The sequence below is a fragment of the Deinococcus malanensis genome (assembly GCF_014647655.1).
In the GTDB taxonomy this organism is placed as follows: Bacteria; Deinococcota; Deinococci; order Deinococcales; family Deinococcaceae; genus Deinococcus; species Deinococcus malanensis.
Genome location: NZ_BMPP01000006.1, coordinates 171,662 through 198,370, shown reverse-complemented (window position 1 = coordinate 198,370; position 26,709 = coordinate 171,662). Strand labels below are relative to the sequence as shown.

The window sequence follows — 26,709 nt, the reverse complement described above, 5'->3', positions numbered from 1 at the left end:
GAAGAGGCTTTTGGGTGGGTAGCCATGTCGGAGGCAGCGTGACCCGTCACGCTGCCTCCGACATGGCTACCAGCCAACACCACACAAAGGCGAGGGCGACCACGGCCAGGAGAGTAGAGATTCGGGCAGGCTGGGTGAGATGCGTACTCTCCAGGAAAAAGCATCTGGACTTCAGCGCTTGATGCATGTTTTCTGCCGTCCAGCGCAAGGCATAGCGTTTCAGCGCAGGTTCCGCGTGCCCCTGGTAAGCCAGGGAGAGGGTCTGGCCGGGGAGGTTCTTGCAGGCAAGAACGCGCAGGGTGACACCGTAGACGTGGACGGGCTTATACCAGACGCGTACCTCGCCTGGCCTGAGTTTCTTGAACCTCACCCATACGGGAGAACCCTCCACCACACTGTCCGCCCGGAGACGGATGACCGGCGAGATGTTCATGCAGCGCAAGGGAATAAACTACTCCCTACCGATGAATTCCAGGTCAGCGGTCAACAACAATTTCTGGCCCTCCAGCAAGGGCATCACACGCTCGACCAAGGCAATCCGGGTTGCCATGGTGCTGTTCCCGCTGTGCGGCAACAACGTCCAATTCAGCGGCAAGCTGAAGGTCCGCCACCGCACACTGAGCACACTGAGCGGGAGAATGTTGATATCAGTAGCGCCCAGCTTCCAGTTCGTGCGGTCGAGGACGAGCAGCAGTTGCTGCTCGTCTTGGAGATGAGCGAGGACGAAGCGAGCGACAAGGAGATCCGGGAGGTTGAACTGCACGAAGCGTTTGAGACGCTGGTACACCGTGTCATCCGAGCCCGGGAGATCAACGATCTGGACGAGTTGGTACAGGCTGACTACCAGTCAAAATTCGGTATGAGTGTGTGTAATGCCCGCCAGGACGATGGTGATGGGTGGAGCAACAAATCCTGAAGATGATCGAGTCCCAGTCGGAACACGGACACCGCACGGTGTCCGTGTTTCTTGCGTTTCACCGGCTGCCGAGCTGCCAGCAACTGGCCCGTCACACAGGCCCAGATGAAGGCGGCGGACACGCATGCCAGGAGCGTGGACACGCGTTCCGCCTGCGTCAGACCGGTGTCTTCCAGGTTGAAGCCTCTGGTTTTGAGGGCTGAGTGCAGGTTTTCCGCTTGCCAGCGCTGCGCATAGCGGCGGAGATTCACCGAAGCGTGGCCACGGTACGCCAGGTACAGGACTTCTCCAGCCGCATTCTTGGTGGCACACAGGCGCAAGGACACGCCGTAGACAACCATCTGGCGGTGCCAGCGGCGAATCTCGCCTGTCTGAAGCTTTTTGAAGCACGCCCAGACCGGCAGGTTGCCGGTTCCGATGGTGGCGGTGGCTGGGAGACGAATACAGGGTGCGATGCCGTGCTCGTCCAGAAACGTGAACCACGTCTTGCCGATGAACTCCCGGTCTGCCAGCAGGCTCCCAACGGACCGCTCGGGGCAGCACTGAAGGAACCGGGTCAGGAGCGCTTCGCGCACCTGTTGCGAACTGCTCCCCCCATGGGGGAGCAGGGTCCACATCAGCGGCAGGCTGAACCCCTCCCAGACGGCGGACAGGAGGAGAATATTGATGTCCTGTTTGCCCAGTTTCCAATTCGTCCGGTCGAGGATCAGGTGTAATTCGCCCTCTGGGAGGAACGACAGTGCGAAGCGCGCAAACAGGTGCTCCGGGAAGTCAAAGCGGACAAAGCGCCGCAACCGCTGGTATCGCGTCTCCAACGAGCCAGGGAGCTGCACATGGGTCTTCAAGGTGTACAGCACAACGCTGCGCCCCTGCACCATGGCCAAGATCAGGGCCGCCAGCACCTCGAAGCGGCGGGCGTCAATGGGAAAGGCAGACCGCAGCGCGGTCTGCAAGGTATCGTGGGGGTGTCGGCTCCGGGTTTTCATCGCAGAAATACCCTACTGGAGCCGACTTTTTTCATGACCTCACGAGTTTTGACTGGTAGTCAGTGGTACAGGACCACGCTGCGGGCTTGAATGACGGCCAGGATCAGGGCGCTGAGGACGGTCAGCCGGCGAGAATCAAAGGGGAAGTGCTGAGCGAGCAGGGCATAAAGGCTAGACTGAGGTGGTCGGCTCCAGGTGTTCTTCATCGCGGGAAACACCGTACAAGAGCCGACTTCTCATCTCCTCATTCCACTTTTGACCCTCTAGAGAGGGAAGGACTCAATGATAATCAAGAGAAGTCGCTCGGCGTTACAGTCAAGAAGGCCAAGTCTTACGGGACTACTTTACGGTGTTCTTTTTTCGCCCGTTCTAATTTATGCCTTTTATTGGGGCAACAGAGACTTTAATGTAGGCAGCGATACGGTTACTTATGTGGCGTTATTCAGGGCGTACCTGCTTCGCAGTCCAGGTCTGCTCTCGACTGGCGACCCAGGTTTCCTGGCACTCATGGGCGCAGTAGAAACCTTCACACATAACCCTTCTGCCCTTTTGCTTGCCTTTTGTGTACTTATTGCCCTGTTTTTTTATGTAGCTGGAGTCTTAGTAATTAAAAAGGCGCAATATATCCTACTTTATGTAGTACTTTTGTTGATCTCCCCTTACTACCTTTCCATCAACATTAACATTTTACGACATGGTCTAACAACCGCTATCGCTATATTCCTCATGGCGCTGGTGCTAAGTTACCGCAACATTCTTCTTAAGTTGGCAACGTTTTATGTTCCGACTTTATTTCATTCTGTCGGCGGGTTAATTGTATTACCTATGATATGGGGAACTAAGAAAATGTTTCCATTAGTTTTTTGGGTACCGGCTGCATTGATAAGTGCTTTCAGCGAGCTGTATGCTCCATTGTTCTCACAATTTATCCCAAGCGATTATGGTACATATGTCACAGTCAATGCTGGCTACCGAACAGGATTTCGTCCTGATTTTATTCTATTTAGCGCCATCCCATTGTTGTTCACATTGATCGTGCCATATGGTAAAATGTCCGTTGAGACAAGATGGGTGCTCAATGCCTACTTACTGATGAATGGTTTCGGCCATCTTATGAACTTCGTTTCATATTCAGATAGATTTCTTACCTCCTCGTGGACGTTGCTTCCCCTTTTAGTAGCCTTGATGGTGAAAGACATTAATGATAGGGCGTTTAAAAAGTCGCAAAATAAAAAGTTTTTCAGTATAATTATTATCGCTGGGACTTTGGTTGTAAACTCATTTTTCTACCTTCGGGGGGTGTAGCTTTTGAAATGTAGTGCCGTACCGGAGGGGGAGCCGGGGTTAGCTCTCCATTCCCGATGGAGAGAAGTATGTTTGGAACTTTGTCGGATAGAGTCATCCTATGCCTGACCCGCTTTTGACCATCGGATTGCCTGTCTTCAATGCAGAAGCTTATGTCGTTGATGCCCTTTGCTCCGTATTAAACCAGACGTACCAGAACTGGGAACTGCTCGTGGTTGATGACGGATCGGCTGATCGGAGCCTCGAGATTATTAGTCAATTTCAGGACGAACGTATCAGGGTACTCTCGGATGGGCGGAATCAGGGCCTCAGTGCCCGCCTGAACCAGACCATCAGCCTCGCCCGTGGGGAGTTCTACGCGCGAATGGATGCCGACGACATCATGGTGCCGCACCGGCTGGCGACTCAGATTAGCCTCTTGCAATCCGACCCAACCTGCGATGTAGTGGGGGCAGCAGCCTATGTCATCGACGATCGCAACCGTCCCACCGGATTACGTTTTGGGAACCTTTTTACCGAATTGGGGTTTCTTAGCGTCTTGCGGCAAGGTGGCTTCATTCATCCAACAGTGACTGGCAAGACCGCTTGGTTCAGGGCTAATCCTTACGACGTCACAGTGAAGCGTTGCGAGGATATTGAACTGTGGTTGAGAACCGCTAACCGCTCGAGATTTCGTCAGATCAATGAGCCGCTGCTGTTTTATCGGGAAGCGGGTGACCATTCAGGGAAGGTCGAACAGACCTCGGCGGGCTACCGGCAGATGCTGCGGAGCTTAATCGAGACAGCTGAGCCTCAGTACCGTGCCGACCTACGGCGCCATCTCCGCGCCGCCCAGCTTAGGATCGTGTTGCGGCGGGTGCTCCACCGTCTTGGCGGCGAAGCGAGAATCGTGCAGGCCAGGTCCCGGTCTCTCTCGGAAGCCCAACAAAAAGAGGCTCTGACCCTGATGGGGTTGGCCCTACGTGACCCCATGCAAGACTCTGTTTAATGAAAGCGTTTCAGAAAGGGTGTCAAGCCACCGTAGAGATGATCCGAAACGACGCCGTAAGAACAGAGGAAAATATGCGAAAAACTGAACGGGCCATTCTCTTCGCCGTGACCTCCTCAGTCAGCTGGCCGTTCTTGCGCGGTCAGGTCCGCCTGCTGGCGCAGCGCACCTGGCGCGCGGGGCTTGCCAGTGACCCAACCGTACCGGGACAGTTCGAAGGATTCGCTTGGCAGGAAGGCGCCGTCCCTCTGCCTGTCCCGATGCACCGGGAAATCAACCCTCGCGCCGATCTTAAGTCCCTGGTGCAGATGTACCGGACGCTGCGCCGCTTTCGGCCGACGGTGACCAATGTCGGCACTCCCAAGGCCGGGCTGATTGGCGGACTGGCAGCGGTGGCGGCCAGGGTGCCACTGCGGGTGTACACGCTGCACGGCCTGCGGCTGGAAACGGCTCGCGGCGTCAAAAGGCAGCTCCTTTCTCTGACCGAACGACTCGCTCTGGCCTGCGCCCACCGGGTGGTCTGCGTAAGTCCAAGTCTGCGGGACCGGGTGCGGGAACTGGGCCTGGCACCGGCCCACAAGACCCTGGTGCTGGGTGAGGGCAGCGTCAATGGGGTGCGTTTGCCACATCCAGCCGATTCAGTTCACACCGAACGCCTGCGCCACTCTCTCGGCCTTGGCGCGGATCAACCGGTTGTGGGTTTCGTAGGCCGCTTTACACGCGATAAGGGTATCGCTGAACTCCTTCAGGCGTTTGGGCAGGTTCGAGCACAGTTCCCCTCAGCAGCCTTGCTGCTCATTGGAGACTACGAGGACGGTGATCCGGTTGCCCCACAGGTCCGTGACGCCATTGGACATACCTCTGGGATCTTCAGAACAGGATTTGTACCGGACGTGTACCCGTATTACCCACTGATGAATGTGTTGGCGCTTCCCACGCACCGCGAGGGCTTAGGCTTGGTTCCTTTAGAGGCTGCCGTGCATGGAGTGCCCAGTGTTGTCACAAGCGCCACCGGGGCAAGAGATACAGTTCAGCACGGCGTAACGGGCTGGCAGGTGCCTGTAGGCGACGCGGGGGCATTGACGAAGGCGCTGGCCGAGGCGCTGGCCAGCCCCTCGGAAGCCCGTCAGCGGGGCGAAGCAGGACGCCGTTGGGTCGAGGCAAACTTCCGGCCCGAAGACGTGCAGCAGCGTTGGTCTGTGCTCTATGACGACCTTCTGCGCTGGCATGAACTTTCGCAGCAGCATCCCTGGAAGCGGCTGTTCGACGTGCTGGTGGCGGGCTCCGGCCTGCTAGTCCTGAGCGTACCCCTGCTGGTGCTGGCTCTGCTGGTTCGCTGGAAGCTCGGCAGTCCGGTGCTGTTCAAGCAGGTGCGCCCTGGCCTGGGCGGACAGCCTTTCACCATGTACAAGTTCCGTACCATGACGGCCGAACGGGACGCGGACGGCAACCTCCTGCCTGACAGCGCCCGTCTGACACCCTTCGGCCGCCTCCTGCGCTCGACAAGTCTGGACGAGCTGCCTGAACTCCTGAACGTGTTACGGGGTGACATGAGTCTGGTGGGGCCACGTCCCCTATTGATGGAGTATCTCCCGCTCTATAACGCGCAGCAGGCCCGCCGTCACGAGGTGCGGCCGGGAATCACAGGCTGGGCACAGGTTAATGGGCGCAATGCCCTTTCGTGGAAGGAGAAGTTTGAGCACGACGTGTGGTACGTCGATCACGTCTCGCTCCTGCTCGACGTCAGAATCATACTGATGTCGCTCTACAAAGTATTCAGGCGCGAAGGAATCAGTGCGGCCGGGGAGGCGACTATGCCAAAGTTCACTGGTGTTGAAGGTTGAGTGTCCATACAAGCCTGCATGTAATTGGGGCTGGAGGCCATGCCAAAGTTGTCATTAGTACGGCAGAGGCTATGGGTTTAAAGATAGGCGGTGTATTCGATGACTCACATGCTGCGCCACGGTACGTATTAGGCCATCCCGTAGTTGGAAAGATTGATCAAATCCATGACGACCCACACACACGTGCGATTGTTGCTATCGGAGACAATCTAGTAAGAAGAAAAATTGTGTCTAGATTTAAACGGGTGAGCTGGGCTACCTTGGTTCACCCGAGCGCATGGATTGATTCAACTGTGAGACTGGGATATGGCACAGTGGTGCTAGCAGGAAGTGTCATCCAGCCGGACGTGCGCATAGGTTGTCATGCAATCGTGAACACATGCGCAAGTGTGGACCATGATTGTGTGTTATCCGATTTCGTGCATGCAGCGCCGGGAGTGCGCCTGGCTGGTAATGTCAGGCTGGATGAAGGCGTGTTCGCTGGTGTGGCCTCTACTTTTGTTCCAGGTGTACGAGTGGGGAAATGGTCAATCTTGGGCGCAGGGGCGACCATAGTATTTGATCTCCCTGCTAATGTAACCGCTGTTGGTATTCCCGCCAAGGTTATTAAGGAGCGGAAGGCTGGATGGTACATGGTGTAAGAGGGCTGTGGCCGAGCGAGCCGGAGCCCTGAGGCTGTGAGGCTGAGCTGCCTGTGTCCCCAGGCTTGGTAAACCGGGAGAGTCTACCGTTCTGGCACGAATTTCAATGTCCTCAGATATAGGTTACGGTCCCCGAGTTCCTTGAAATACGGGTTGACGATCCGCACTTGGACCGGTGTTGCACCCACATCCAAGGTCAGATTCCGGGGCTGGCCTCCCAGCCTAGCCCGGAGGAGTTCATGGCCTCCCTGCGTGAAGGCGAGGGTCGCGAAAGCTTCGCCTCCGGCCTGTCCACTGGCACGCAGCGACAAGGTTCCAGCGCCGCAGGGCTTAAGGGTGATAGGGGGAGCAAACAGCCAACCGACCGACCGGCTGCCTGGGTCCCAGACGCCCCCAGCATCCTCTGGCACGCTTACCTGGAAGGTTCTGCAGACCGGTGCCTCAAACTTCAATTCTTGAAGCAGGGCGCTGCGGTATTCCGACCTGTAGTAGTCGTTGAAATACCCCAGCGTGAGGTGCCCCGCGCTGGGCACGGGGATACTCACCTCGCGCCGCTGCGTGAACTCGCCCTCCCAGATGACCCGCGAGTTGAGCGCGACTTCCAGGCGTGGCGCCTCACCGCCGGCCTCCTGACCTTCAGCGGTGAGGCGCAGAGTGCCGGGAGTACAGACGTCCGTGGTCAGCCAGGCGTTCCCCATGAAGCTGTAAGCCTGGTCCGGCAGCGGTTGTGGGGGAGTAGTGGTGGGAAACCCCAGATCGAATCTGGCGCGGGTTGTGCACTCCAGCGACGACGTATCCGATTGAAGGGGCTGGCCTTGCAGGGGAAGGCGCTGGGCTTGCCAGGTCAACAGCGCCGTCAGGGCTACAAGCGGTAGGCCAGCGGCAAGAGATCCGGTGAGGCGCGTCATCGGAGGCTGACCGTCCATTCGTAGGTCGCCAGGGAAACGGCGCTAGCCCCGGCGCGTGCTGGGTAAAGCTGGAGTTGTAGATGCTGTTCGGGCACATTCCGGATATCTCCCGATAGACTCAGATTGCGTTGCGGCCGCTCGGTGGTGTCCAGGGTGGTGACATTCACGACTGAACAGCCCTGGGTGCAACTGCGCAGTACCAGCCGGTACCGCTCTCCAGGCGGCAGGACCCAGCTGCTGTAGACCGTGTAGTCGCGGCTGCTCTCAACCAGAGCTGGTGCCCGGAAGAACAGAAGGGTGCCCGCGAAATCGGACCTGGGAGCAAGGGCGGCGGACCAGACAGGAAAGGCCAGCACTGCCAGCGCCACACCGCCGACCAGTCCCTGAGCCGGGCGGAAGGTTTCGACGCGGGCCAGTTGGATCCCTGCGACGATCCAGAAGAGTTCCCCGAAAAAGGGACTGGGGACCAGCAGGGTGTTGTCTGAAGCGGTGGCGATCAGCAGGCCGATTAACACGGCGCTGCTCAGCGCGTCCTTGAGGCGCAGAGCCGTCCAGACTACGGCACCCAGCAGCGCGAACAGGCCCAGCACGCCCAGCGGCCCAGTCTCGGCCAGTTGCTGGAGGACTCCATTGTGAGCAATCAGCCAGGGGCTTCCCAGGTTTCGGACCCAATCGGGACAGGCCAAGGTGCCGTTCGGACCGATCCAGAGTTCGCAGTATGCGCTGGGTGGTTGCAGGTACCGGCCCAGCAGGTAGGAGCCGACTCCGCTCAGTGGGGCGCTCTGGATGACAGAGAGGGTATTGGCCCACACCAGATCACGGCCATTCGTTTCGAAGTCGAGAAGGCGCCTTGCGAGTTCATCGCCGTTGCGAAGGCCTAGCAGGACCACTCCACTTAAGGCGGCCAGTACTCCCCCGGCCACCAGGGCCAACCGCCGTTCGGCCCGGATCAGGACCCCGACCCCGGCCCCCACCAGGGCTGCCAGCAGCGGCGCGCGGCTGGCCGAGAACAGCAGGATCGCTACACCTGCTGCCCCCAGCAGCAGACGCCAGGCCTTCCTGCCGCTGCCGAACAGGCCCAGCCACAGGCTGCACGCTCCCGCGAGACCCAGGGTGATGGACGTCATGTACGGGTGAGAGAGCCGTTGCCCCAGCAGGGGCAAGCCACTGACGAGCGTCACCGCCACGGCGGTCGCGAATACGGCCAGCAGGCCCAGCCCCAGCGGCATCAGCCGGTCGGACCGCCTAAGCAAGATACCGACTCCGATCAGTCCGGCGATCAGCAGCGTGCGGGCCAGCGCCAGCAGACTCGCCTCCACAGGCGACGGACTGAGCAGCGCCGGAAGCTGTTGACTCACCGCGTAAAAGGCCAGGAGTATCCAGGCCGCCCGGGGGAGGCGGCGCAGGGAAGGCAGGGCCAGCAGGGCGAGGGGAGAGATGACGTAGAGGGGTGCCAGCAACGTCAGCCAGAATCGGGTCCAGCGGGGAGGAGAGGCTTCGGCAGCTATGGGGGCAGACACGCCCAGGACTATAGGGCTCCTGAACTACAATCGGCTTGAAAGCGGAAGGGCGCCGAGCAAGTCGAGCCACTGCTGCCGGATGACCGCCGGGTCGAACCTCAGGGCGTTCTGCCGCGCCTCGGTCCCCATCCGCTCGCGCAGCTCACGGTCCAGCATCAGGGTGCGGACCGCCTGAGCGAACCTGTGCGCGTCCCCATCTGGGACCAACACCCCACCACCCCCGCTCAGGATGGTCCGCGGGCCATGCGGCACGTTGTAGGCCACCACAGGCAGCCCACACGCCTGCGCCTCAATGATGACCATGCCGAATGATTCATAGTGTGAGGGCATCAGGAACACCGACGAAGTCAGGTACGCCTGCTCAATCTCCCGTATGGGTGGGCACAGCTGGACGTTGTCCAGCCCCTCGCGCAGGACCAGGTGCCTCAGGTCAGCCTCCTGCTCGCCCTTTCCGTACAGGTCCAGCGTCCAGTCTGGGAACTCGCGTAGGACCGGAGCCAGCGCCTCGATCAGGCGGTCGAATCCCTTCAAGGGGACGTAGCGCCCCACCGCGATCAGCCGCTTAGCGGTCAGCAGGGCAGGCTCGGCAGGTAAGAAAGGCACTTGGTTGGGGATCACGAACGGGGTCAGGCCCAGCCGCCGTTGAAAGATTTGCTGCTCCGCCTCAGTGAGCACCACCACGTCATCTAGTTGGGAATAGGCGAAGCGTCGCAGCACTTGGGCGATGCGGGGTGCGTCCTTGTAGTTCAGGTGCTCGCACCCGATAAACCGCCCCGGCGTCCCAACTGCCTTGAGTAGCGCCAGCAGAACGTTTGGATTGACGCTCATCCCCAGTGTAGTGGTGTCCGAGGTAAAGGTCAGACGAGAGCGCAGGGCTTTGAGGCTACGGGCGTTCTGGCGGGCGTAGTGGCGCAGGCCGGGGGTGAATGGCACGCCCAGGTGCGTGATCGTCACACGCCCATCTAGCGGGTAGAAGGGCTGGCCCTGTTTGCTGTAGAGGCTGACGATGTTGACCTCGAAGGTGTCCGCGAGGCTGTTGGCGAGGTTGACCGCCGCCCGCTCGACCCCTCCGGGCGGCGTGATGTTGTAGATGACGATTGAAATCCTGTTCATGTTTTGTGTGAGAGTAGCGCGGGGCCTGTCATCAAGTGCCATATGCTGGTTCATTTCCACCCACAATCAATCCTGACCTTACAATCCTGTGAGTGCAAGATGAAGCCTCGTCTGTGTGGTACAGGCTTACTTGTGAACAGGTTGTCAGAAATCCCTGGCTTGATGGGGGATACTAAGCGCCTTGATGGGGGATACTAAGAGCATTGTGCAGGTCTCCTGTAATGGGGATCATGCCTCTCCCCGGAGATGACAATGACGAATATTTTCACAACATCCCCTCCTTCCACCCAGCCCGCCGCTTTTCCCGGCTGGCCCGTTTTCGAAGCTGATGAGGTCCACGCGGTCACCGACGTTCTCATGTCTGGCAAGGTCAATTACTGGACCGGCAGTGAGGCGCGCGAGTTCGAGCGCGAGTACGCCGAGTATCTGGGCGTGCGGCACGCTATCGCGCTGCACAACGGCACGCTGGCCCTCGAACTGGCGCTGTATGCCTTTGGAATAGGGGAGGGGGATGAGGTTATTACAACCAGCCGAACCTTCATCGCCTCAGCGAGCGCAGCGGTGATGCGCGGCTGCGTGCCGGTGATCGCGGACGTGGACCCCGGCTCCCAGAACATGACGGCCGAAACCATTCGGCCGCTTATCACGCCGAGGACCCGGGCCATCATCGCCGTGCATCTGGCGGGTTGGCCCTGCGACATGGACCCCATCATGAAACTGGCTCGTGAGCATGACCTTGTGGTCATCGAGGACTGCGCGCAGGCGCACGGGGCTTACTACAAGGGCCGCCCAGTCGGAAGCATCGGGCATGCCGGAGCCTTCTCCTTCTGCCAGGACAAGATCATTACCACCGGAGGCGAGGGCGGCCTGCTCGCGCTGAACGATACCGAGGTTTGGAAGAAGGCCTGGGCCTATAAGGACCACGGCAAGAGCTACGACGCCGTGTATGAACGCGAGCATCCCCCGGGCTTTCGCTGGCTGCACGAGTCGTTTGGCACCAACTGGCGGATGCTGGAGGTCCAGGCAGCCATTGGACGGTTGCAACTGCGGAAGTTGCCCGAGTGGATCTTGCGGCGCCGTGCGAACGCCGCTGTCCTGACCGAGCGTTTTTCCCGTTACCCGGCGTTGCGCCTGACGCTCCCGGACCAGGACGTGCATCACTCGTATTACAAGTACTACGTGTTCGTGCGGCCCGAACACTTGCGGGAGGGCTGGGACCGCGACCGGATTATGAATGCCATCAGCACCGAAGGGGTGCCCTGCTTCAGCGGCTCCTGCTCGGAGATCTATCTGGAAAAAGCTTTTCAGGACGCCGGATACGGTCCATCCGAGCGACTGCCGGTCGCCAGGGATCTGGGTGAGACCTCCCTGATGTTCCTGGTCCACCCGACCCTCACACTAGAGGATATGGAGCGGGTGGCCGACGTCGTGGACAGCGTGCTGGCCCAGGCGCAGCAGAACTGAACGTATGAATCTAACCGCCTCCAAGTTCCTGCTTGACCTTGCTCTGTGGGGCGCGTCGGGCCTACTCGCCTACGCCTTTCGCAAGCCGGGCCTGATCACCGTGGGCATTCCGGTCAATGTCTGGGGCTATCTGCTGCTCAGCGTGCTGGTAATGGTTGCACTTGAAGCCCGCTACGGTCTGCATCGCCAGACCTGGCAGCGGGTGGGCATTCTTGACCTGAACGTGCTGGCACGGGCTGCAGCGCTCGCCACGCTGGTCATGTTCGCCCTGGGCTTCATCTTCCAGACGTGGCTGCAACTGCCGCGCAGCGTGCCGGTACTGGCGGGCGTGCTGGGCTTCGTGCTGATGGGGGGGGTGCGCCTGGCCGCCCGTCTGGCGAGCGAGCGGGTCCGACTTCGGGCCGGGCCGCAACGCCAGCGTGTGCTGATCGTGGGGGCGGGCGAGGCAGGCACGCTGATCGCCCGCGAGATGCAGCGCCACCCCGAGGCAGGCCTGGAACCCATCGGCTTTCTGGACGATGGGCCGGGTAAGACCCGTAAGCGGGTGCTGGGGCTGCCGGTGTTCGGTCGGGTGGACGAGCTGGTCGAGGTGGCCCGCCGCGAGGACGCGCAGGAAATTCTGATCGCCGTGCCGTCGGCCACCGGAGACTTCGTACGCCGGGTGGTCGACCTCGCGCGCGACGCGGGGCTGCGCTACCGCATCATTCCCGGCGTCTTCGAGATCCTGTCGGGCGACGTGAACCTCCAGCAGATTCGTGACGTGAATCTCGAAGACCTGCTGCGCCGTCCGCCCGTGCGGCTCAACACCGGGGAGATTGCCGGGTATCTGCGCGGCCGCGTGGTGCTGGTAACAGGAGCAGGCGGCAGCATCGGCTCCGAGCTGGTGCGGCAACTGGTCAGCTTTGCCCCCGCCAAGATTCTGCTGTTCGGGCGGGGCGAGAACAGCATCTTCGGAATTCAGCAGGAGCTGCTCCGCAACTGGCCCGACATCGAGCAGGTGGGCCTCATCGGGGATGTCCGCGACGAGGCCCGCCTGCGCGCCGTTTTCGCGCGCTACCGCCCCGAGGTGGTCTTTCACGCGGCGGCCCATAAGCACGTGCCACTGATGGAGGAGGCGCCCTCCGAGGCGATCCTCAATAACGTGGTCGGCACGCAGAATGTGGTTGAACTTTGTCTGGAATTCGGCGTGGGCCGTCTGGTGAACGTTTCCACCGACAAGGCGGTCAATCCGACCAGCGTGATGGGCGCTTCCAAGCGCGTCGCGGAGATGGTGGTCTCTGCTGGCGCGGCCCGTGCCCGCGAGACGCAGGCGTTTGTGTCCGTGCGCTTCGGCAACGTGCTGGGCAGCCGGGGCAGCGTAGTGCCGACCTTCATGGCGCAGATTCGCGCTGGTGGCCCCATCACCGTGACGCATCCGGAGATGGTGCGTTATTTCATGACCATCCCGGAGGCGGCGAGGTTAGTTCTTCAGGCGGGAGGCCTGGCCGAGAACGGCAAGGTCTACGTGCTGAACATGGGGGACCCGGTCAAGATCTCGGACCTGGCGCACGATGTGATCCGCCTCAGCGGTGCCCGCAACGTGGACGTGGTCTACAGCGGCATTCGTCCAGGCGAAAAGCTTTACGAGGAACTCCTAACCAGCGGCGAGGGCGTGGGCGCAACTACCCACAGCGAGATCTACAGCGCGCAGCTAGGCCAGGTCGATTCGCAAAGCATCGGGCAGGCGGTGCGGACGCTGCGCACCTATGCCGAGCGAGGCGATTACGCAGCTGTTCGTCAGATGCTGAACCGTTTGATTCCCGAGAACAAGTTCGGGAGGGTGCAGTGAGAGGGCCGCGCTTCCTGCTGACCGGTGGACGCCGTCAAGGCGCTAAGCCGCGGTCGCTGTTGCTGGATATGGTCGCACCTTCCCACAGGGAACTGCACGTAACCAACGCGACTCAGGTACTGGAAGGGATGTACCACGAACGCCCCAAAGTGATCGTCCACGCAGCAGCATAGTCCAATGTCAGTGGTGCCAAGGAGGACCGGGAGACACGTTGGCGGGCGAATGTGGAAGGCACTGGCGCTGCGCCTGAAGTCGCCATGAACACCCACGTGGGGCGAGCAGGTTAGCCTCAGACCATGAACGCCACCGACCTGCTCTCTCCCGACCGCTACCCCGGCCTCAATCTTCAGCTGCACGAGGACGGCATTCTGGAGATCGTCATCCGCAACGAGCGGACCCTGAACTCGGTCAATGCCGAGGCCCACCGCGCCCTGACCTACATCTGGCGGGACATCGACGCGGCGCAGGGGGTGCGCTGTGTCCTGATCCGTGGCGAGGGCCGGGGATTTTCCTCGGGTGGTGACTTCGAGCTGATCGAGGAGATGAGCCAGGACTTCACGGCGCTGGCCCGCGTCTGGCGTGAGGCGCGTGACTTGGTGTACAACGTCATCAACTGCGGCAAGCCCATCGTCAGCGCCATTCACGGGCCCTGTGTGGGCGCGGGGTTAGCGGTTGCGCTGCTCTCCGACGTGAGCGTGGCGGCCAAAACGGCCCGCATTCTGGACGGTCACGTGCGGCTGGGCGTGGCGGCTGGCGACCACGCCGCGATCATCTGGCCGCTGCTGTGCGGGCTGAACAAGGCTAAATACCACCTGATGACCGGCGAACCGGTCAGCGGCGAGGAGGCCGAGCGTATCGGACTGGTCAGCCTGTGCGTCGAGGACGATCAGCTGCTCGACCGGGCCTGGAAGGTCGCCCGCACCCTGGCCTCGGGCAGCCCCACCGCCGTGCGCTGGACCAAGTACGCGCTGAACAACTGGCTGCGCGCCATGGGTCCCACCTTCGATGCCAGCCTCGCTCTGGAGTTTCTGGGCTTTACTGGACCCGACGTGCGTGAAGGGCTGTCGAGCCTGCGGGAGAAGCGCGCGCCGAACTTCATGCCCGACGCGCCGATCTGACACCCTGTTCCCTCGACAGGAACTCCCGGTCGACCGGGAGGCAGGGGCAGTATTGTGAGGCGAACAGCCATTACACAGATGGCATCCTCAGGAGGGATACCCATGACGAATAAGCAACCCGTTCGTGTGGCCGTGACTGGTGCGGCCGGTCAGATTGGTTATAGCCTGCTGTTCCGCATTGCTGCCGGCGACATGCTGGGCAAGGACCAGCCCGTGATTCTGCAGCTGCTGGAAATCACCCCGGCGCTCAAGGCGCTGCAGGGCGTCGTGATGGAACTGCGCGACGGTGCCTACCCGCTGCTGGCCGACGTGGTGACCAGCGACGATCCCCTGGTGGCCTTCAGGGACGCCGACTACGCCCTGCTGGTGGGCGCCATGCCCCGCAAGGCCGGCATGGAGCGCGGCGACCTGCTGGGTGCCAACGGCGGCATCTTCAAGCCCCAGGGTCAGGCGCTGAATCAGGTGGCCAGCCGTGGCGTCAAGGTGCTGGTCGTAGGTAACCCCGCCAATACCAACGCCCTGATCGCGCAGCAGAATGCGCCGGACCTGAACCCCAAGCAGTTCACTGCGATGGTCCGTCTGGACCACAACCGCGCCATCTCCCAGCTGGCCGAGAAGACCGGGCAGCCGGTGAGCGCGATCAAGAACATTACCATCTGGGGCAACCACTCCTCGACCCAGTACCCGGATCTTTCCCAGGCGACCGTCGGCGGCCAGCCGGCGCTGGATCTGGTGGACCGCAGCTGGTATGAGCAGGAGTACATCCCCACCGTGGCCAAGCGCGGCGCCGCCATCATCGAGGCGCGCGGGGCCAGCAGCGCGGCCAGTGCAGCCAGCGCGGCCATCGACCATATGCGCGACTGGGCGCTGGGCACTCCTGAAGGCGAGTGGGTCAGCATGGGCATTCCCAGCGACGGCAGCTACGGCGTGCCCGAGGGCCTGATCTACGGCTTCCCGGTCACCGTCAAAAACGGTGAGTACCAGATCGTGCAGGGCCTGGAGATCAGCGAGTTCAGCCGCGGCAAGATGGACGCCACCGCCGGGGAACTTGAGGAAGAGCGTGACGAGATCCGCAAGCTCGGCCTGATCAGCTGAGCACTCAGGGCTAAGGAGGGGTGGGGCCTGCGGGTCTCACCCCTCTTTTTTTCCGCGTGCTTGAATCGGGGTATGGCGCACCTGCGGTTTCTGATTCCGGCCCTGCCTCCCGGCACGCCGCCGGGCACCCTGTTTCTGACTGGCGAGCACCGTGGCTGGATCAGCAACCCCGAGGGCTGGACCTTTGACCAGAGTGGTGAAGGCGCCATGCTGGACACGGAGGTCGATCCGGGCACGCTGCTGAGCGTCAAGGTCCGGTTGCAGCTTCCTGATAACCACGTGCTGGAAGAAGGAGACGCCTGGGGCGGGCGTGCCCCGGCGCATACCGTGACCGTGCAGGAGCATGGGGGTGTGGTGACCCTGAACCTGGAAGGCTGGCAGGACGACCGCGAGGGCAGGGACAGGCCCAGGCAGTCCAGACCGCCGCGTATGGAGTGGAACCTAACTGCGCCCTGGGGTGAGCAGACCGTGCGCCTGTGGTGGCCGGAGGGTCACGATGGCCGTGAGCTGCCGCTGCTGGTCATGCACGACGGACAGAACGTCTTTGATGAGGCTCCCAGCTTCTCGGGACAGAGCTGGCAGGCCGCAGACGCCGCGCAGGCCCGTGCCGAGGCAGGTCAGCCCTGCCTGATTGCGGCGCTGACCGTCGGTGCGGAGCGCAGCCGCCGCTACGTGCCGTTTGCCTTCGAACTCAACGAGTTCAGGCCCGGGGCCGACGAGTACCTCGACTGGATCGAGACGGAACTGCTGCAGGCATTGGCGGAAGCTTTTGGACCAGTGCCGCCTGAACGCCGCGCCCTGGCTGGGTCCTCTTTCGGCGGGCTGGTCACGCTGTACGGTGGACTACGGCACCCGGAAGCTTTCGGAACGCTGGGGGTCTTCAGCCCGGCGGTCTGGCCGGACGATTTTGCCCTGCTGCGATGGATGGAAGGCCGCACGGCACCCGACACACGTGTGTGGCTGGATATGGGAGACCACGAGGCCCACACCGTGGCTGAGGCGACCGAGGTGGTTCACCTGACCCACGAGTTGGGAGCAGCGCTTCAGCCGCAAGTGGCCGAAGTTCAGGTCACCATCGGCGAGGGCCACTGGCACGACGAGGCCGCCTGGGCCGCGAGGTTCCCCGCCTTCCTGACCTGGTGGCTGTCTGGTCTGGTGCCGGCACAGGGCGCTGGATCATCAGCCCTTGCCCGCTAGAGTGCCGGTATGACCCTCTGGAATCGCACGGCACAGGACCTGCTTGAGGCCACCACCAGCCATCAGCCCACACCGGGGGGTGGGTCGGTGGCGGCGCTCAGTGGAGCCTTTGGGGTGGGACTGGTGTGCATGGCCCTGAACATCACCCGGCGCAAGCGGCCCGAGCAGGCTGCGGCTCTTCTGGGGCCGCTGGAAAGTCTGCTGGGGCTTCAGGCCGAACTGCGCACGCTGGCCGACCAGGACGTGCAGGTGTTCCGGGCGTATGTAGACGCCACCCGGCTTCCCAAAGACACCAACGAGGACAGGCAGGCCCGGCGCGTGGCCCTGGACCGCGCCGGTCAGCAGGCCCGGGACGTGCCGCTGCGGGTGGCCCAGGTGGCCGTCGAGGGGCTGACCCTGGCTGCTGAAGTGCTGGAGCAGATCCACCCCGAGGTGCAGAGCGACGTGGGTGCCGGAGCCGGCCTGCTGCTGGGCAGCCTGCACGCCAGTCTGCTGACGCTGGACATCAACCTGCGTCACCTGGACGAGGAGCCGCGGCGGACCCTGGAGGAACTGCGTGACCGGTACGGGGCGCGCGGTGAGGTGCTGGCGACACAGGTCCTGGCCCGCACCCGTGAACTCCTGCAGTAGGGCAGGAGTTCACGGGACACGCACAGTTCCCGGGCCGGAGCGTGTGGCAGCATGCGGGACGTGATCACAACTTATCCGGAGTCCCGCAGGGACGATCAGGTAGACGTCTACCAGAACGCGGCCGGCGAGGCCGTGCAGGTGCCCGATCCTTACCGCTGGCTCGAAGACCCGGACAGCCCGGAAACACAGGCCTGGGTCGCGGAGCAAAACCGCGTGACCCAGGCTTTTCTGGCCAGCCTCCCGGCGCGCGACGCCTACCGTGAGCGCCTGACCGGGCTGTGGGACTACCCCCGCGAGGGCGCGCCCTGGAAAAGGGGAGAACACTACTTCCGGCACTTCAATCCCGGGCTGCTCAATCAGCCGGTGCTGGAGGTGGCGACCAGCCCCACGGGACTGTGGCGGACACTGCTGGACCCCAACACCCTGAGCAGTGACGGCACGGTGGCCCTGGGCAGCGCCTCGGTCAGCCGTGACGGCCGGCGGTTGGCTTATGGCACGCAGAGCGGTGGCAGCGACTGGATGACGTGGCAGGTGCGGGACGTGGCGGGCGGGCAGGACCTGCCCGACCAGCTGACGTGGAGCAAATTCAGTGGCGCGGCGTGGCTGCCCGACGGGAGCGGCTTCTACTACGCCGCGTATGACGCTCCTCAGGATGGCGGGGCACTGACCAGCACCAACCGCCACCAGCGCCTGATGCTGCACCGCCTGGGGTCCGCTCAGGCGGAGGACACGGTGATCATCGAGCGCCCGGACGAGCCCGACTGGGGCTTTCGTGCCGAGGTCACGCACGACGGCCAGTACCTCGTGGTGCACGTCTGGAAGGGCACCGATCCCAGGAATCTGCTGTGGGTGCGGCCTTTGCATTCAGACGGGCCGTTCACCGAACTGGTCAGCGACTTCCACGCCTCCTACCGCCTGATCGGCAACGACGGTCCGCTGCTGTACGTGCAGACCACAGCCGACGCTCCACGCGGACGGATTCTGACCTGGAACGTAGAGACTGGCGAGCAGCGCGAGATCATCCCGGAAGGACCCAACGCCCTGCAGGAGGACTTCACCGTTCTGGTGCCCGGCGGCCTCCTGACGGTGGCCCTTCACGACGCCAGCCACCGCCTGACCCTGCATACCCGGACCGGCGAGGTCCGCCGCGAACTGCCGCTCCCGGGCCTGGGCGCGGTCGTCAGCCTGAATGCGCTGCCCGATGATCCGGAAGTGTTCCTGGCCTTCACATCCTTCCTGAGCCCTGCCACGCCCTACCGGCTGAGCCTGCCCGAAGGAACCTTCGAGTCTCTCTCGGACGTAGCCCCGGCTTTTGACGCCTCGGCGTTCGAGGTTACCCAGGAGTTCGCTGTCAGCCTGGACGGCACACGCGTCCCCATGTTCATCGTCGCGCGCCGCGGCCTGAACCGTGACGGGCGCAATCCCACCCTGCTCTACGGCTACGGTGGCTTCGGGATCAGCCTGACGCCGGCTTTCAATCCGTCGCGTCTGGCCTGGCTGGAGCGCGGCGGCGTGTACGTGCAGGCCAACCTGCGCGGTGGCGGCGAATACGGAGAGGACTGGCATCAGGCCGGAACCCTTGGCGACAAACAGAACGTCTTCGATGACTTTATTGCCTGCGCCGAGCACCTGATTGCTAGCGGGGTGACCAGTCCGGCCCACCTGGGCATCCAGGGCGGCAGCAACGGCGGTCTGCTGGTGGGCGCCTGCATGACCCAGCGCCCGGACCTGTTCGCGGCGGTCGTGCCCCAGGTTGGGGTGCTGGACATGCTGCGCTACCACCTGTTCACCATCGGCTGGGCCTGGGCCAGCGATTACGGCCGCAGCGACGACCCGGACATGCTCGGTACGCTGCTGGCCTACTCGCCGCTGCACAACCTGCGTGCCGCGGCCTACCCGGCCACGCTGATCACCACCGGTGACCACGACGACCGCGTGGTGCCGGCCCACTCCTTCAAGTTCGGTGCGCAGCTTCAGCGCTGCCAGACCGGGACAGCGCCCACCCTGCTGCGCATCCAGACGCGTGCCGGTCATGGGGCGGGCAAGCCCACCCGGCTGGTCATCGAGGAGGCCGCCGATATCTGGGCCTTCCTGGAGCATCACCTGAAGCTACAGTCAGGACAGGCCACGTCAAGCTGAGTTCAGCGGCGTCGGGCTGGCTTGTGTGATCCGCTGTCAGGTTGCTGGGTTCTTCCCTCAGCATCTGGCGGGGACGGCCAGACCTGAGCAGGCGTGCTTTCCTCATTATGGTGGGGATCAGCGTGGTGGAGTCTGTGCTTTTCAGCTCCACCACGCCGAGGCTTGTCAGTGGGCCAAGGGTGGCCTTGCGGATCATGATCGGTAGCGTTGTTCTGTCCCATGTTCTGGGCACGCTGTCCCATCCGGCCGCTGGCAACTGAATTCGCGCGATCAAAGCCGCCACACAGGAGCAATAACTTCAGTTGGTAGGGGCCAATACTGCGCTTGCTAAATCAGCCTGCCCCGCAGAAGGTCCCAGGTCAGAAAGAACACCACCACGAAGATAATATTTAGGATCACACGTTCCCACCGCACGAACCCCATCCGCCGGATCCAGATGCTGAACGGCAGGGACAACACCATAAATACCAGGAAGCGGATCCAGTACTCGCTGTTCATGATTCGGGCTCGCGGGACGGTAAACGCGTTTTCCTGTGATGCGGCATTCCTCCTACTGTAATTCAGGGCTGAGCGCTTCATGGCCCGGCAACTACAAACTGCTGCGCTTGACAGTTCCGGCCCCCCCCAGTAAAGTAAGCGAGCCTGAAACGCGCCCGTGCGCGGGCGGAATTACCAAAGTGTGCCGAGGTGGCGGAATTGGTAGACGCACTAGTTTCAGGGACTAGCGCCGCGAGGTGTGTGGGTTCAAATCCCATCCTCGGCACCACAAAGGAACTCCCCAGTCTGAAAGGACTGGGGAGTTCGCTTGTTCTGTCCATGGTCGCGCAGGCTGCCTGCTGAGGCTCTTAAAGCTGGAACATCTCGACCATCTGAGGAGAAAGCAGGTTGTGGACACTCAGATGGTGGGGCCTTCGCCCCGTATTCAGCCTTGCTCCGAGGACCTGCAGTCCTGAGGCGACTCACCTGAGCAGGCAGCCGAGAATTCCAGTCTCTGACTTCTGCTCAGGAGACCGAACTCCGGCGCACGGGGCGGGCCCGGACCCGTTCGTACACCGCTTCCAGGTCGGCGGCACGTGACAGCAGGTCGTACTGTGCGGCGCTGTGTCGGGCCTGGTTTTGCCAGACTGGCAAAGTCGCAGGGCTCAGCGCCTGCAGTAGCCCGGAGGCCAGGTCGCTGTGGGTGGCGTCCCGTACGGTGCCGTTCACGCCTTCCTGAATCAGGTCCAGCGCCGCGGGGCTTCGGGCAGCGACCAGCGGCGCCCCGGCAGCCAGCGCCTCGATCATGCTCATCGGCAGCACCTCACTGGTGCTGGCGGTCAGGAACACGTCGGCGGCGGCCAGCGCTTCGGGAACGCGTGAGTACGCCACCGGCCCGGTGAAGGTCACGCCTTCTGGTGCCGTGAGCTGCGCCTGGGTGCGGCTGGGACCGTCCCCGACCACCAGCAGGCGCAGCTCCGGGCGGCTGGCGCGTGCCTGATCGAAGGCGCGCAGCATCATGCTCAGGTTCTTCTCGGGAGCCAGCCGGCCCAGGTACATCACCAAGGGAGCGTCCGCCGGCACATGAAATTCGGTGCGGAAAGCCTCTCCCTGGGCGGCGCGGAAAGCCCCGAGGTCCACCGGATTCGGAAACAGCTCGACGTGACCGCCGTAGCCGTATTCACGCAGCATGTCCACCATAGCCTGCCCCGGGGCCAGCACCACGTCGACCCGCCGCGCGAACGCCGCCACGTGGGGCCGCACCACTGCCCGGCTGACCCGCTTGGGCACCGGGGCGTAGTGCAGGTACTGCTCGTACTGCGTATGGGCCGTGTACACCACCGGCGCTCCGCTCAGCCGAGACCAGGTGCGCGCGAGTTGCCCGGCCAGAAACGGGTGCATGGTGTGCACCACGTCCAGGTCACGCAGTGGTAACCGGGAGGTGAGCAGCGGGCCCGGGGCCAGCATGACCGGGTAGTCGGCCGGGGCACCCAGGGCCCGTGCGCCGGCAAAGGAACTGTTCAGCCGGTAGACGCCTTCCTCATGCGGGGGCATCTGTGGGTGGCGAGGCGCGAAGATGCGGACCTCGTGCCCACGCTCCCGCAGGCCGCGCGCGAACAGTGCCGTGCTGGTGGCCACGCCATTTCGGGACGGCAGATAGGTGGCGGTGACAATCCCGACTCGCACGATGGGCCTAGTCTACCCCGGGCGCGCGGCCTGCCTGATGGCTGCCCGGTATGCTCGGCGCATGAGTGCTTCCCTGACTTCGCCTTTGATCATTCCCTGCGTGGACATCCAGTCCGGCCGCGCCGTGCGCCTGTACGAAGGTGACCCCGAGCGTGAAACGGTGTATTTCGAGTCTCCGCTGGACGCCGCGCGCCACTGGGTCGGGCGCGGCGCCGGACTGGTTCACCTGGTGGATCTGGACGCCGCGACCGGTCGTGGTGAGAACCGTGAGGTGATCCGCCAGATTACCGGGGAACTGGGCGTGCCGGTCGAGGTGGGAGGGGGCATCCGGGACCGGGACACCGCCGAGGAACTGCTGCGCGCGGGTGTTCACCGGGTGGTGATCGGCACGGCGGCAGTCCGGAGCCCGCAGTTGGTGGCCGACCTGATCGCCGCACACGGCCCCGAGCGGGTGGTGGTCAGCCTGGACGCCCGTGGCCTGGAAGTGGCCACCCACGGCTGGGCCCAGGGCAGTGGAGTCAACGTGGCCGAACTGACGCCGGGGCTGGCCGACGCGGGCCTGGAACTGCTGATCTTCACCGATGTGACCCGTGACGGCACCCTCAGGGGCCTGAACCGCGAACTGATGCGGCAGGTGCGGCAGCTGTGGATCAACACCCTGATCGTGGGTGGTGGCGTGGCCAACGTGGATGACGTGCGGCTGCTTCAGGAGGAACGCATCGAGGGCGCCATCGTGGGCCGCGCGATCTACGAAGGCACCCTGCCCTACCCCGTGACTCTGGAAGGCTGAATCGGGTTAGGGTCCGGCTGCGCAGAGAAAGCCTCAGATATAGGGAACAACCCGGCGGGACAAAGAGAGGATTGCTGGCCCAGAGGGCAGGTCCGGATCCCATCGGAAGCCTGGTCCGGCGAAGGGCTGGAGACGACAGAAGGTGTCTGCTGAGCCCAGGGGTCCTGGTGATCGGCCCGGACCCTGGCATGAAAACGGAGCCGCCTCTTTGCGGCTCCACGCAGCTCTAATCGTTACTTTTTGGGTTTGCCGTTCAGGCCCACGAGTTGCAGCACCAGCACCGTCGGAATGGCCAGCAGCGCACTCATGGCGTTCCAGACGGCACCGGCCACGCTGGGCAGCAGCCCTGCCGGCCTGGCTGGCTGGCGGCGCTTGACGCGGCGGGCAAAGGGCCAGCGGGTGGTGCCTGGAACGTCTGCGGCAGGTGCTTTGCCCTTTCCTGCGCCGCCCACGACCCGGCCCCGCGAATCGCGGACCGGCTGATCTGCATTCGCTGCAGAAGCCTGTTCTTCCGCGCTGGGCGTGGGGTCTATCCGGGCGCCCTTCTGGGCCAGAGCCATCTTCTTGGACGTGTTGGCGGCGCCACCGGCGTGCGAGCCGTACTTCTGCGAGTACACCCAGGTGACTTCCGCACCGAAGAAGAAGATCATGCCGCTGTAATAGATCCACAGCAGCAGTGCCACCAGCGCACCGGCCGCTCCGAAGGCACTCCCTGGAGCGGCACGTCCGAAATAAAGGCCAATGGCGATCTGCCCCAGGGTGAACAGCGCCGCCGTAATGGCACCACCCACCAGGACCTCGCGCCACTCCAGCTGCACACTGGGCAGGAACTTGTAGATGGCGGCAAACACTGGCGTCAGGAACAGGGCGGACAGGGCAAAAGTCAGCAGCCGGACCAGGATCGTGCCGGCTCCGAACCGCGCGCCCAGGTCATTGGCGATGGCCGACAGGTAGGTGTTGAGCCCCAGAAACACAAACAGCAGCAGGCCGATCAGCACGATCATCAGGAATGAGATCAGGCGCGTGCGGACCATGTGCATGATCCCTTTGGGTGGTCCTGGGTCGGCGCCCCACATGCTGTTCAGGGCGTCTTGCAACTGTACGAACAGGCCGGTGGCCCCCATGAACAGGGTAATGAAGCCGAAAATGCTGGCGATCAGCGTGCCCTTGTGCAGGGCGTCCTCCTGGGGCACCAGCGAGCGCAGGAAGGTGGCCGCGTCAGCGCCGAGCTCTCTGGCGAGCATGCCGCTTGGCCCGAAGAGCTGGTTCACGACTTCCTCGTTGGTCAGGAAGCGCCCGGCGATGGCCACGGCGAACAGCAGCAGAGGCGCCACACTGAACATGGCGTAGTAGGCAATGGCCGCAGCCAGCCGGGGAGCCTTGTCCTGCCCGAAGGCCTGCGCGGACTCCTTGATTACCGTGAACAGGTCGGCCGGTCGCATGGCCTGCTGCCTTGGCCTGGACGCGGGGCGGACGGGAGCAGCTGTCATCTTGGCAGTGTACGGGCCGCGTCAGCCGGCTTCCCTAACCACCAGTTGAGGGAATTCCCATCCCGCACCAGCAGGCCCAGGGTGCCGACCTGCTCTTGTGTGAAGGCCGTTTCCGGAATCGGCACCGGATAGCCGCAGCCGGTATGCCGGTGCAGGGCGCCCGTCAGGCCGGCCGGCAGCCGGACTTCAGAACGGGTCCGCAGGTCTGCCAGCCGCAGGCCATAGAAGCTGCCCCCGCACCCGTCACCTTCACCCTCACTCAGCAGGACATACCGGCGGTCCGGAGCCAAGGCCTGCGGGCTCAGGCCCCGGTAGGGACCGGTCAGCGTGGGGCGAAGGGTCACGCCTGGGCCCATGGTGCCCTTGCTGGGGTCCAGTAGGTAGAGACTGACCTCCCTCTGCTCGGGAACGCCAGGAATGGGGCGTGTGGTCATGCGCAGGAGGGCCCTGCCATCCAGGCTGGGCTGAAACCAGGCTGACCATTCCTGACGCCAGGGCTCCTGCCACTGCACCTTTCCTGCTGGATTCAGGCCCCGCAGCCGCACAAGCTGAACGCCGCCCTCCGAGGTCTGCCGCTGTTCCTGAACCCACAGGTCCGCACGCAAAGGCCGGGTGGCCGGGGGAAGCGACACTCGCTCGCCGGTGCGGACGTTCCAGGCCAGACCCTGCCACAGGCCACTGGGGCTGTGATCACTGAGCCGGGCAAAGGCGAGGCGCTGGTCGGCTGTAATGGCCAGTTCGGTCGGGGTGCTGCTGGCCGCCCAGCGGTGGAGGGTTCGGCCGGCAGCGTCCAGCAGTTCCACCGACCGGTGGCGGCCCAGGACGAAGTGCCGCTCGTCGGCGCTTGCTGCCAGCTGGACAACGGTGCCCTCGCGGACGCCACCCAGCCGAACGCTCCGACCCCCGCGGGTCAGCACTCGCAGTTCACTCTGGCCGAGACCGGTGTCCAGCGCCACGAGCGCACTCTGCCCCTTCAGGGGCGTGAAGGCGGTCACTGCGGCTCCCAGCGGCCTCACAAAACGGCCGTCACTGACCCGGTGCACTTCCGGCACGTTTCCTCCGCGCACCGTCAGAAACAGCGTGCCGTTCGGTGAGGGCACCGCGGAGCGCAGGTTCTCCGTAGCAGGTATGCTCCAGATGGCCTGTGGACTGCTGAGGTTCCAGAGCCTCAGGAGGTGGGGGGTGGAACCGCCCGTCTCTGTGTCCAGGTCCGAGGTGGCCGTCAGCAGACGGTCCTTTCCGGCCCAATGGACCTCCGGGGGGCTGTCGGCTGTTCCGGCCCGGCCCGGCAGTTGCCTGGAGCGGACGCGCGGTGGGGAGTCCTTCAGATTGATCAGGTCCAGCCACAACTGGGCATTCGGGTCATAGCCAGCGTTTTTCTGCACCAGTCTGAGCACCGCGACAAACCGTCCGTCCGGGCTGGGCTCCAGGTCCATGACCTGGCCGGCCGGAAGGGTGGCCTGCGCGGGCCGCCCCTGGCGGTTCCCTGCCTGCACGGTGGCCCGACCGTCCTGCATCCGTTCGACCCGGGCCGCGTAGCGTCCATTGGCTCCGCTGCACCCTGCTGGATGCGCCCGCGTGCTCTGGCAGATATCGCCCAGGACGGCCGTTCCGTTTTCCTGCAGGGTGAAGGCTGTCTGATAGGGCTGCCCATCCTTATGGCCCTGTGCACGAATAAAGGGGCCGTGCAGGCGGCCGTCAGCCCGGTAGCCACCGAGCGTCAGGCGGGGGCCATTGGCCAGGACCGCGTCCGGCAGGGTGGACGGCGCTCTGACCTCCTGCCGGGAGAGGAGCTGACCGGTCTGGACATTCCAGTGCTGCAACACGCGCGCGCCGTCCAGGGTGTAGGCGCTACCGTCCGGTGCCCACGCCAGCCCGCCCGCAGGACCGCCCAGATCGCCGGGCGTGCCGAAGGTGCCGGCGGCGTGACCGGGAATACGCGCACTCCCGGCCAGGGTCAGGGCCGATGCCGCTGGACTGGCCACCAGCATGACACCAGGCAGTGAAAGGGTCAGCAGGGTCGCAGTGCGTAGGCGCATGGCTTCAGGGTAGGGCCCCCGGGAAAAGGACAGTGAATGATTTACCCTGGCTGAATGCGCCCCATTCCTGCTGGCTTCACGCAGACGCTGACCGTGACGGTGACCGATGAGATGACGGTCGAGTTCGGAGAGCTCGGCAAACTTCATCCGGTGTACGCCACCTACTGGATGGCCCGTCATTTCGAGGAAGCCGGTCGCAAGATCATCCTTCCCTTTCTAGAAGTTGGAGAAGGCGGCATCGGCACCCAGGTGGACGTTACCCATACCGCTTCGGCCCTGCCGGGAATGACCGTCACGGTGACCGCGACCTTCGACCGCACGGATGGTCGGCGCATTCACGCCAATATGCGGGCCGTCAACCAACTTGGCGACGAGATCGGTACCGGCACGACCACGCAGATGGTGCTGCCGCAGGAAAAGATCGACGCGAACTTTGACCGCCTGCGCGAGCGCTGGGCCGCAGGCGGGAAATGAGACCGCAGGGCAGGTTCCTGGCAGAGCCATACGCGAGGCTGAAAACGCCTGGAGAGAACGG

21 protein-coding genes, 1 tRNA gene and 2 pseudogenes are annotated in these 26,709 nt (G+C 63.3%); 14 read left to right on the top strand and 10 right to left on the bottom strand.

Annotated features, from left to right (window positions below):
* The 3 genes and pseudogenes from IEY49_RS09240 to IEY49_RS22080 form a co-directional block, all read right to left on the bottom strand.
* A pseudogene (locus IEY49_RS09240) lies at positions 1 to 841 on the bottom strand (IS4 family transposase); the annotation flags it as partial.
* Positions 841 to 1,902, bottom strand: a complete 1,062-nt coding sequence (locus IEY49_RS09235; protein WP_189007175.1) for an IS4 family transposase — start codon at positions 1,900 to 1,902, stop codon at positions 841 to 843. The gene IEY49_RS09235 and the pseudogene IEY49_RS09240, both read right to left, overlap by 1 nt.
* Positions 1,903 to 1,967: 65 nt before the next feature.
* Positions 1,968 to 2,108: pseudogene (locus tag IEY49_RS22080) on the bottom strand (IS4 family transposase); the annotation flags it as partial.
* A gap of 76 nt (positions 2,109 to 2,184) precedes the next feature.
* Here IEY49_RS22080 and IEY49_RS09225 point away from each other — a divergent pair.
* From IEY49_RS09225 to IEY49_RS21880, 4 genes are all read left to right on the top strand, one after another.
* The gene (locus tag IEY49_RS09225; protein WP_189007173.1) at positions 2,185 to 3,207 is read left to right on the top strand and encodes an EpsG family protein; all 1,023 of its coding nucleotides are present in this window, start codon (positions 2,185 to 2,187) and stop codon (positions 3,205 to 3,207) included.
* A gap of 100 nt (positions 3,208 to 3,307) precedes the next feature.
* On the top strand, positions 3,308 to 4,195 hold the full coding sequence (locus tag IEY49_RS09220; protein WP_189007171.1) for a glycosyltransferase family 2 protein: 888 nt from the start codon (positions 3,308 to 3,310) through the stop codon (positions 4,193 to 4,195).
* 74 nt (positions 4,196 to 4,269) lie between these two features.
* Positions 4,270 to 6,039 (top strand): sugar transferase, encoded by a 1,770-nt coding sequence (locus IEY49_RS21665; RefSeq protein ID WP_308424652.1) that lies wholly within the window; start codon positions 4,270 to 4,272, stop codon positions 6,037 to 6,039.
* The gene (locus IEY49_RS21880) at positions 6,036 to 6,680 is read left to right on the top strand and encodes an acetyltransferase (protein ID WP_189007169.1); all 645 of its coding nucleotides are present in this window, start codon (positions 6,036 to 6,038) and stop codon (positions 6,678 to 6,680) included. Before IEY49_RS21665 ends, IEY49_RS21880 begins: the two co-directional genes overlap by 4 nt.
* 83 nt (positions 6,681 to 6,763) lie before the next feature.
* On the opposite strand, the gene IEY49_RS09205 is transcribed toward IEY49_RS21880, so the two are convergent.
* From IEY49_RS09205 to IEY49_RS09195, 3 genes are read right to left on the bottom strand one after another with little or no spacing between them, the layout of a single operon-like run.
* A complete protein-coding gene (locus IEY49_RS09205; RefSeq protein WP_189007166.1) occupies positions 6,764 to 7,588 on the bottom strand; it encodes a hypothetical protein in 825 nt (274 codons plus the stop codon).
* Positions 7,585 to 9,108 carry an O-antigen ligase family protein gene (locus tag IEY49_RS09200; RefSeq protein ID WP_189007164.1) on the bottom strand — a complete coding sequence of 508 codons (1,524 nt, stop codon included), beginning with the start codon at positions 9,106 to 9,108 and terminating at the stop codon, positions 7,585 to 7,587. The genes IEY49_RS09205 and IEY49_RS09200 overlap by 4 nt, the downstream gene beginning before the upstream one ends.
* A gap of 24 nt (positions 9,109 to 9,132) precedes the next feature.
* The gene (locus tag IEY49_RS09195) at positions 9,133 to 10,221 is read right to left on the bottom strand and encodes a glycosyltransferase family 4 protein (RefSeq protein WP_189007161.1); all 1,089 of its coding nucleotides are present in this window, start codon (positions 10,219 to 10,221) and stop codon (positions 9,133 to 9,135) included.
* Between the two features lie 252 nt (positions 10,222 to 10,473).
* On the opposite strand from IEY49_RS09195, the gene IEY49_RS09190 reads away from it, so the two are divergent.
* The 7 genes from IEY49_RS09190 to IEY49_RS09160 all read left to right on the top strand — a co-directional run bounded on the left by IEY49_RS09190 (position 10,474) and on the right by IEY49_RS09160 (position 19,692).
* The gene (locus IEY49_RS09190) at positions 10,474 to 11,685 is read left to right on the top strand and encodes a DegT/DnrJ/EryC1/StrS family aminotransferase (RefSeq protein WP_189007158.1); all 1,212 of its coding nucleotides are present in this window, start codon (positions 10,474 to 10,476) and stop codon (positions 11,683 to 11,685) included.
* Positions 11,686 to 11,689: 4 nt separating this feature from the next.
* Positions 11,690 to 13,513, top strand: coding sequence for a polysaccharide biosynthesis protein (locus tag IEY49_RS09185; RefSeq protein ID WP_189007155.1), 1,824 nt, complete (start codon positions 11,690 to 11,692; stop codon positions 13,511 to 13,513).
* 296 nt (positions 13,514 to 13,809) lie between these two features.
* Positions 13,810 to 14,631 carry an enoyl-CoA hydratase/isomerase family protein gene (locus IEY49_RS09180; protein WP_189007152.1) on the top strand — a complete coding sequence of 274 codons (822 nt, stop codon included), beginning with the start codon at positions 13,810 to 13,812 and terminating at the stop codon, positions 14,629 to 14,631.
* 102 nt (positions 14,632 to 14,733) lie between these two features.
* Positions 14,734 to 15,726 carry a malate dehydrogenase gene (locus IEY49_RS09175; RefSeq protein WP_189007149.1) on the top strand — a complete coding sequence of 331 codons (993 nt, stop codon included), beginning with the start codon at positions 14,734 to 14,736 and terminating at the stop codon, positions 15,724 to 15,726.
* Positions 15,727 to 15,798: 72 nt separating this feature from the next.
* On the top strand, positions 15,799 to 16,923 hold the full coding sequence (locus IEY49_RS09170) for an alpha/beta hydrolase (protein WP_189007146.1): 1,125 nt from the start codon (positions 15,799 to 15,801) through the stop codon (positions 16,921 to 16,923).
* Between the two features lie 9 nt (positions 16,924 to 16,932).
* Positions 16,933 to 17,553, top strand: a complete 621-nt coding sequence (locus IEY49_RS09165) for a cyclodeaminase/cyclohydrolase family protein (RefSeq protein ID WP_189007143.1) — start codon at positions 16,933 to 16,935, stop codon at positions 17,551 to 17,553.
* Between the two features lie 60 nt (positions 17,554 to 17,613).
* Positions 17,614 to 19,692 carry a prolyl oligopeptidase family serine peptidase gene (locus IEY49_RS09160; RefSeq protein ID WP_189007141.1) on the top strand — a complete coding sequence of 693 codons (2,079 nt, stop codon included), beginning with the start codon at positions 17,614 to 17,616 and terminating at the stop codon, positions 19,690 to 19,692.
* A 327-nt stretch (positions 19,693 to 20,019) separates the two neighbouring features.
* On the opposite strand, the gene IEY49_RS09155 is transcribed toward IEY49_RS09160, so the two are convergent.
* The gene (locus IEY49_RS09155; protein ID WP_189007138.1) at positions 20,020 to 20,190 is read right to left on the bottom strand and encodes a hypothetical protein; all 171 of its coding nucleotides are present in this window, start codon (positions 20,188 to 20,190) and stop codon (positions 20,020 to 20,022) included.
* A gap of 183 nt (positions 20,191 to 20,373) precedes the next feature.
* Here IEY49_RS09155 and IEY49_RS09150 point away from each other — a divergent pair.
* Positions 20,374 to 20,458 (top strand) — tRNA-Leu (locus tag IEY49_RS09150).
* 236 nt (positions 20,459 to 20,694) lie between these two features.
* Here IEY49_RS09150 and IEY49_RS09145 read toward each other — a convergent pair.
* A complete protein-coding gene (locus IEY49_RS09145; RefSeq protein WP_189007135.1) occupies positions 20,695 to 21,855 on the bottom strand; it encodes a glycosyltransferase family 4 protein in 1,161 nt (386 codons plus the stop codon).
* A gap of 61 nt (positions 21,856 to 21,916) precedes the next feature.
* Here IEY49_RS09145 and hisA point away from each other — a divergent pair, with 61 nt between their 5' ends.
* Positions 21,917 to 22,645, top strand: coding sequence for a 1-(5-phosphoribosyl)-5-[(5-phosphoribosylamino)methylideneamino]imidazole-4-carboxamide isomerase (gene hisA / locus IEY49_RS09140; RefSeq protein ID WP_189007132.1), 729 nt, complete (start codon positions 21,917 to 21,919; stop codon positions 22,643 to 22,645).
* A 233-nt stretch (positions 22,646 to 22,878) separates the two neighbouring features.
* On the opposite strand, the gene IEY49_RS09135 is transcribed toward hisA, so the two are convergent.
* Both IEY49_RS09135 and IEY49_RS09130 read right to left on the bottom strand, forming a co-directional pair.
* Positions 22,879 to 24,135 carry a YihY/virulence factor BrkB family protein gene (locus IEY49_RS09135; RefSeq protein WP_229780718.1) on the bottom strand — a complete coding sequence of 419 codons (1,257 nt, stop codon included), beginning with the start codon at positions 24,133 to 24,135 and terminating at the stop codon, positions 22,879 to 22,881.
* Positions 24,132 to 26,174 carry a WD40 repeat domain-containing protein gene (locus tag IEY49_RS09130; RefSeq protein WP_189007130.1) on the bottom strand — a complete coding sequence of 681 codons (2,043 nt, stop codon included), beginning with the start codon at positions 26,172 to 26,174 and terminating at the stop codon, positions 24,132 to 24,134. Before IEY49_RS09130 ends, IEY49_RS09135 begins: the two co-directional genes overlap by 4 nt.
* A 54-nt stretch (positions 26,175 to 26,228) precedes the next feature.
* Between IEY49_RS09130 and IEY49_RS09125 the strand changes: the two genes are divergently transcribed.
* Entirely contained in the window at positions 26,229 to 26,648 is a 420-nt protein-coding gene (locus tag IEY49_RS09125) for a thioesterase family protein (RefSeq protein WP_189007127.1), read from the top strand.
* The last annotated feature ends 61 nt before the right edge of the window (positions 26,649 to 26,709 follow it).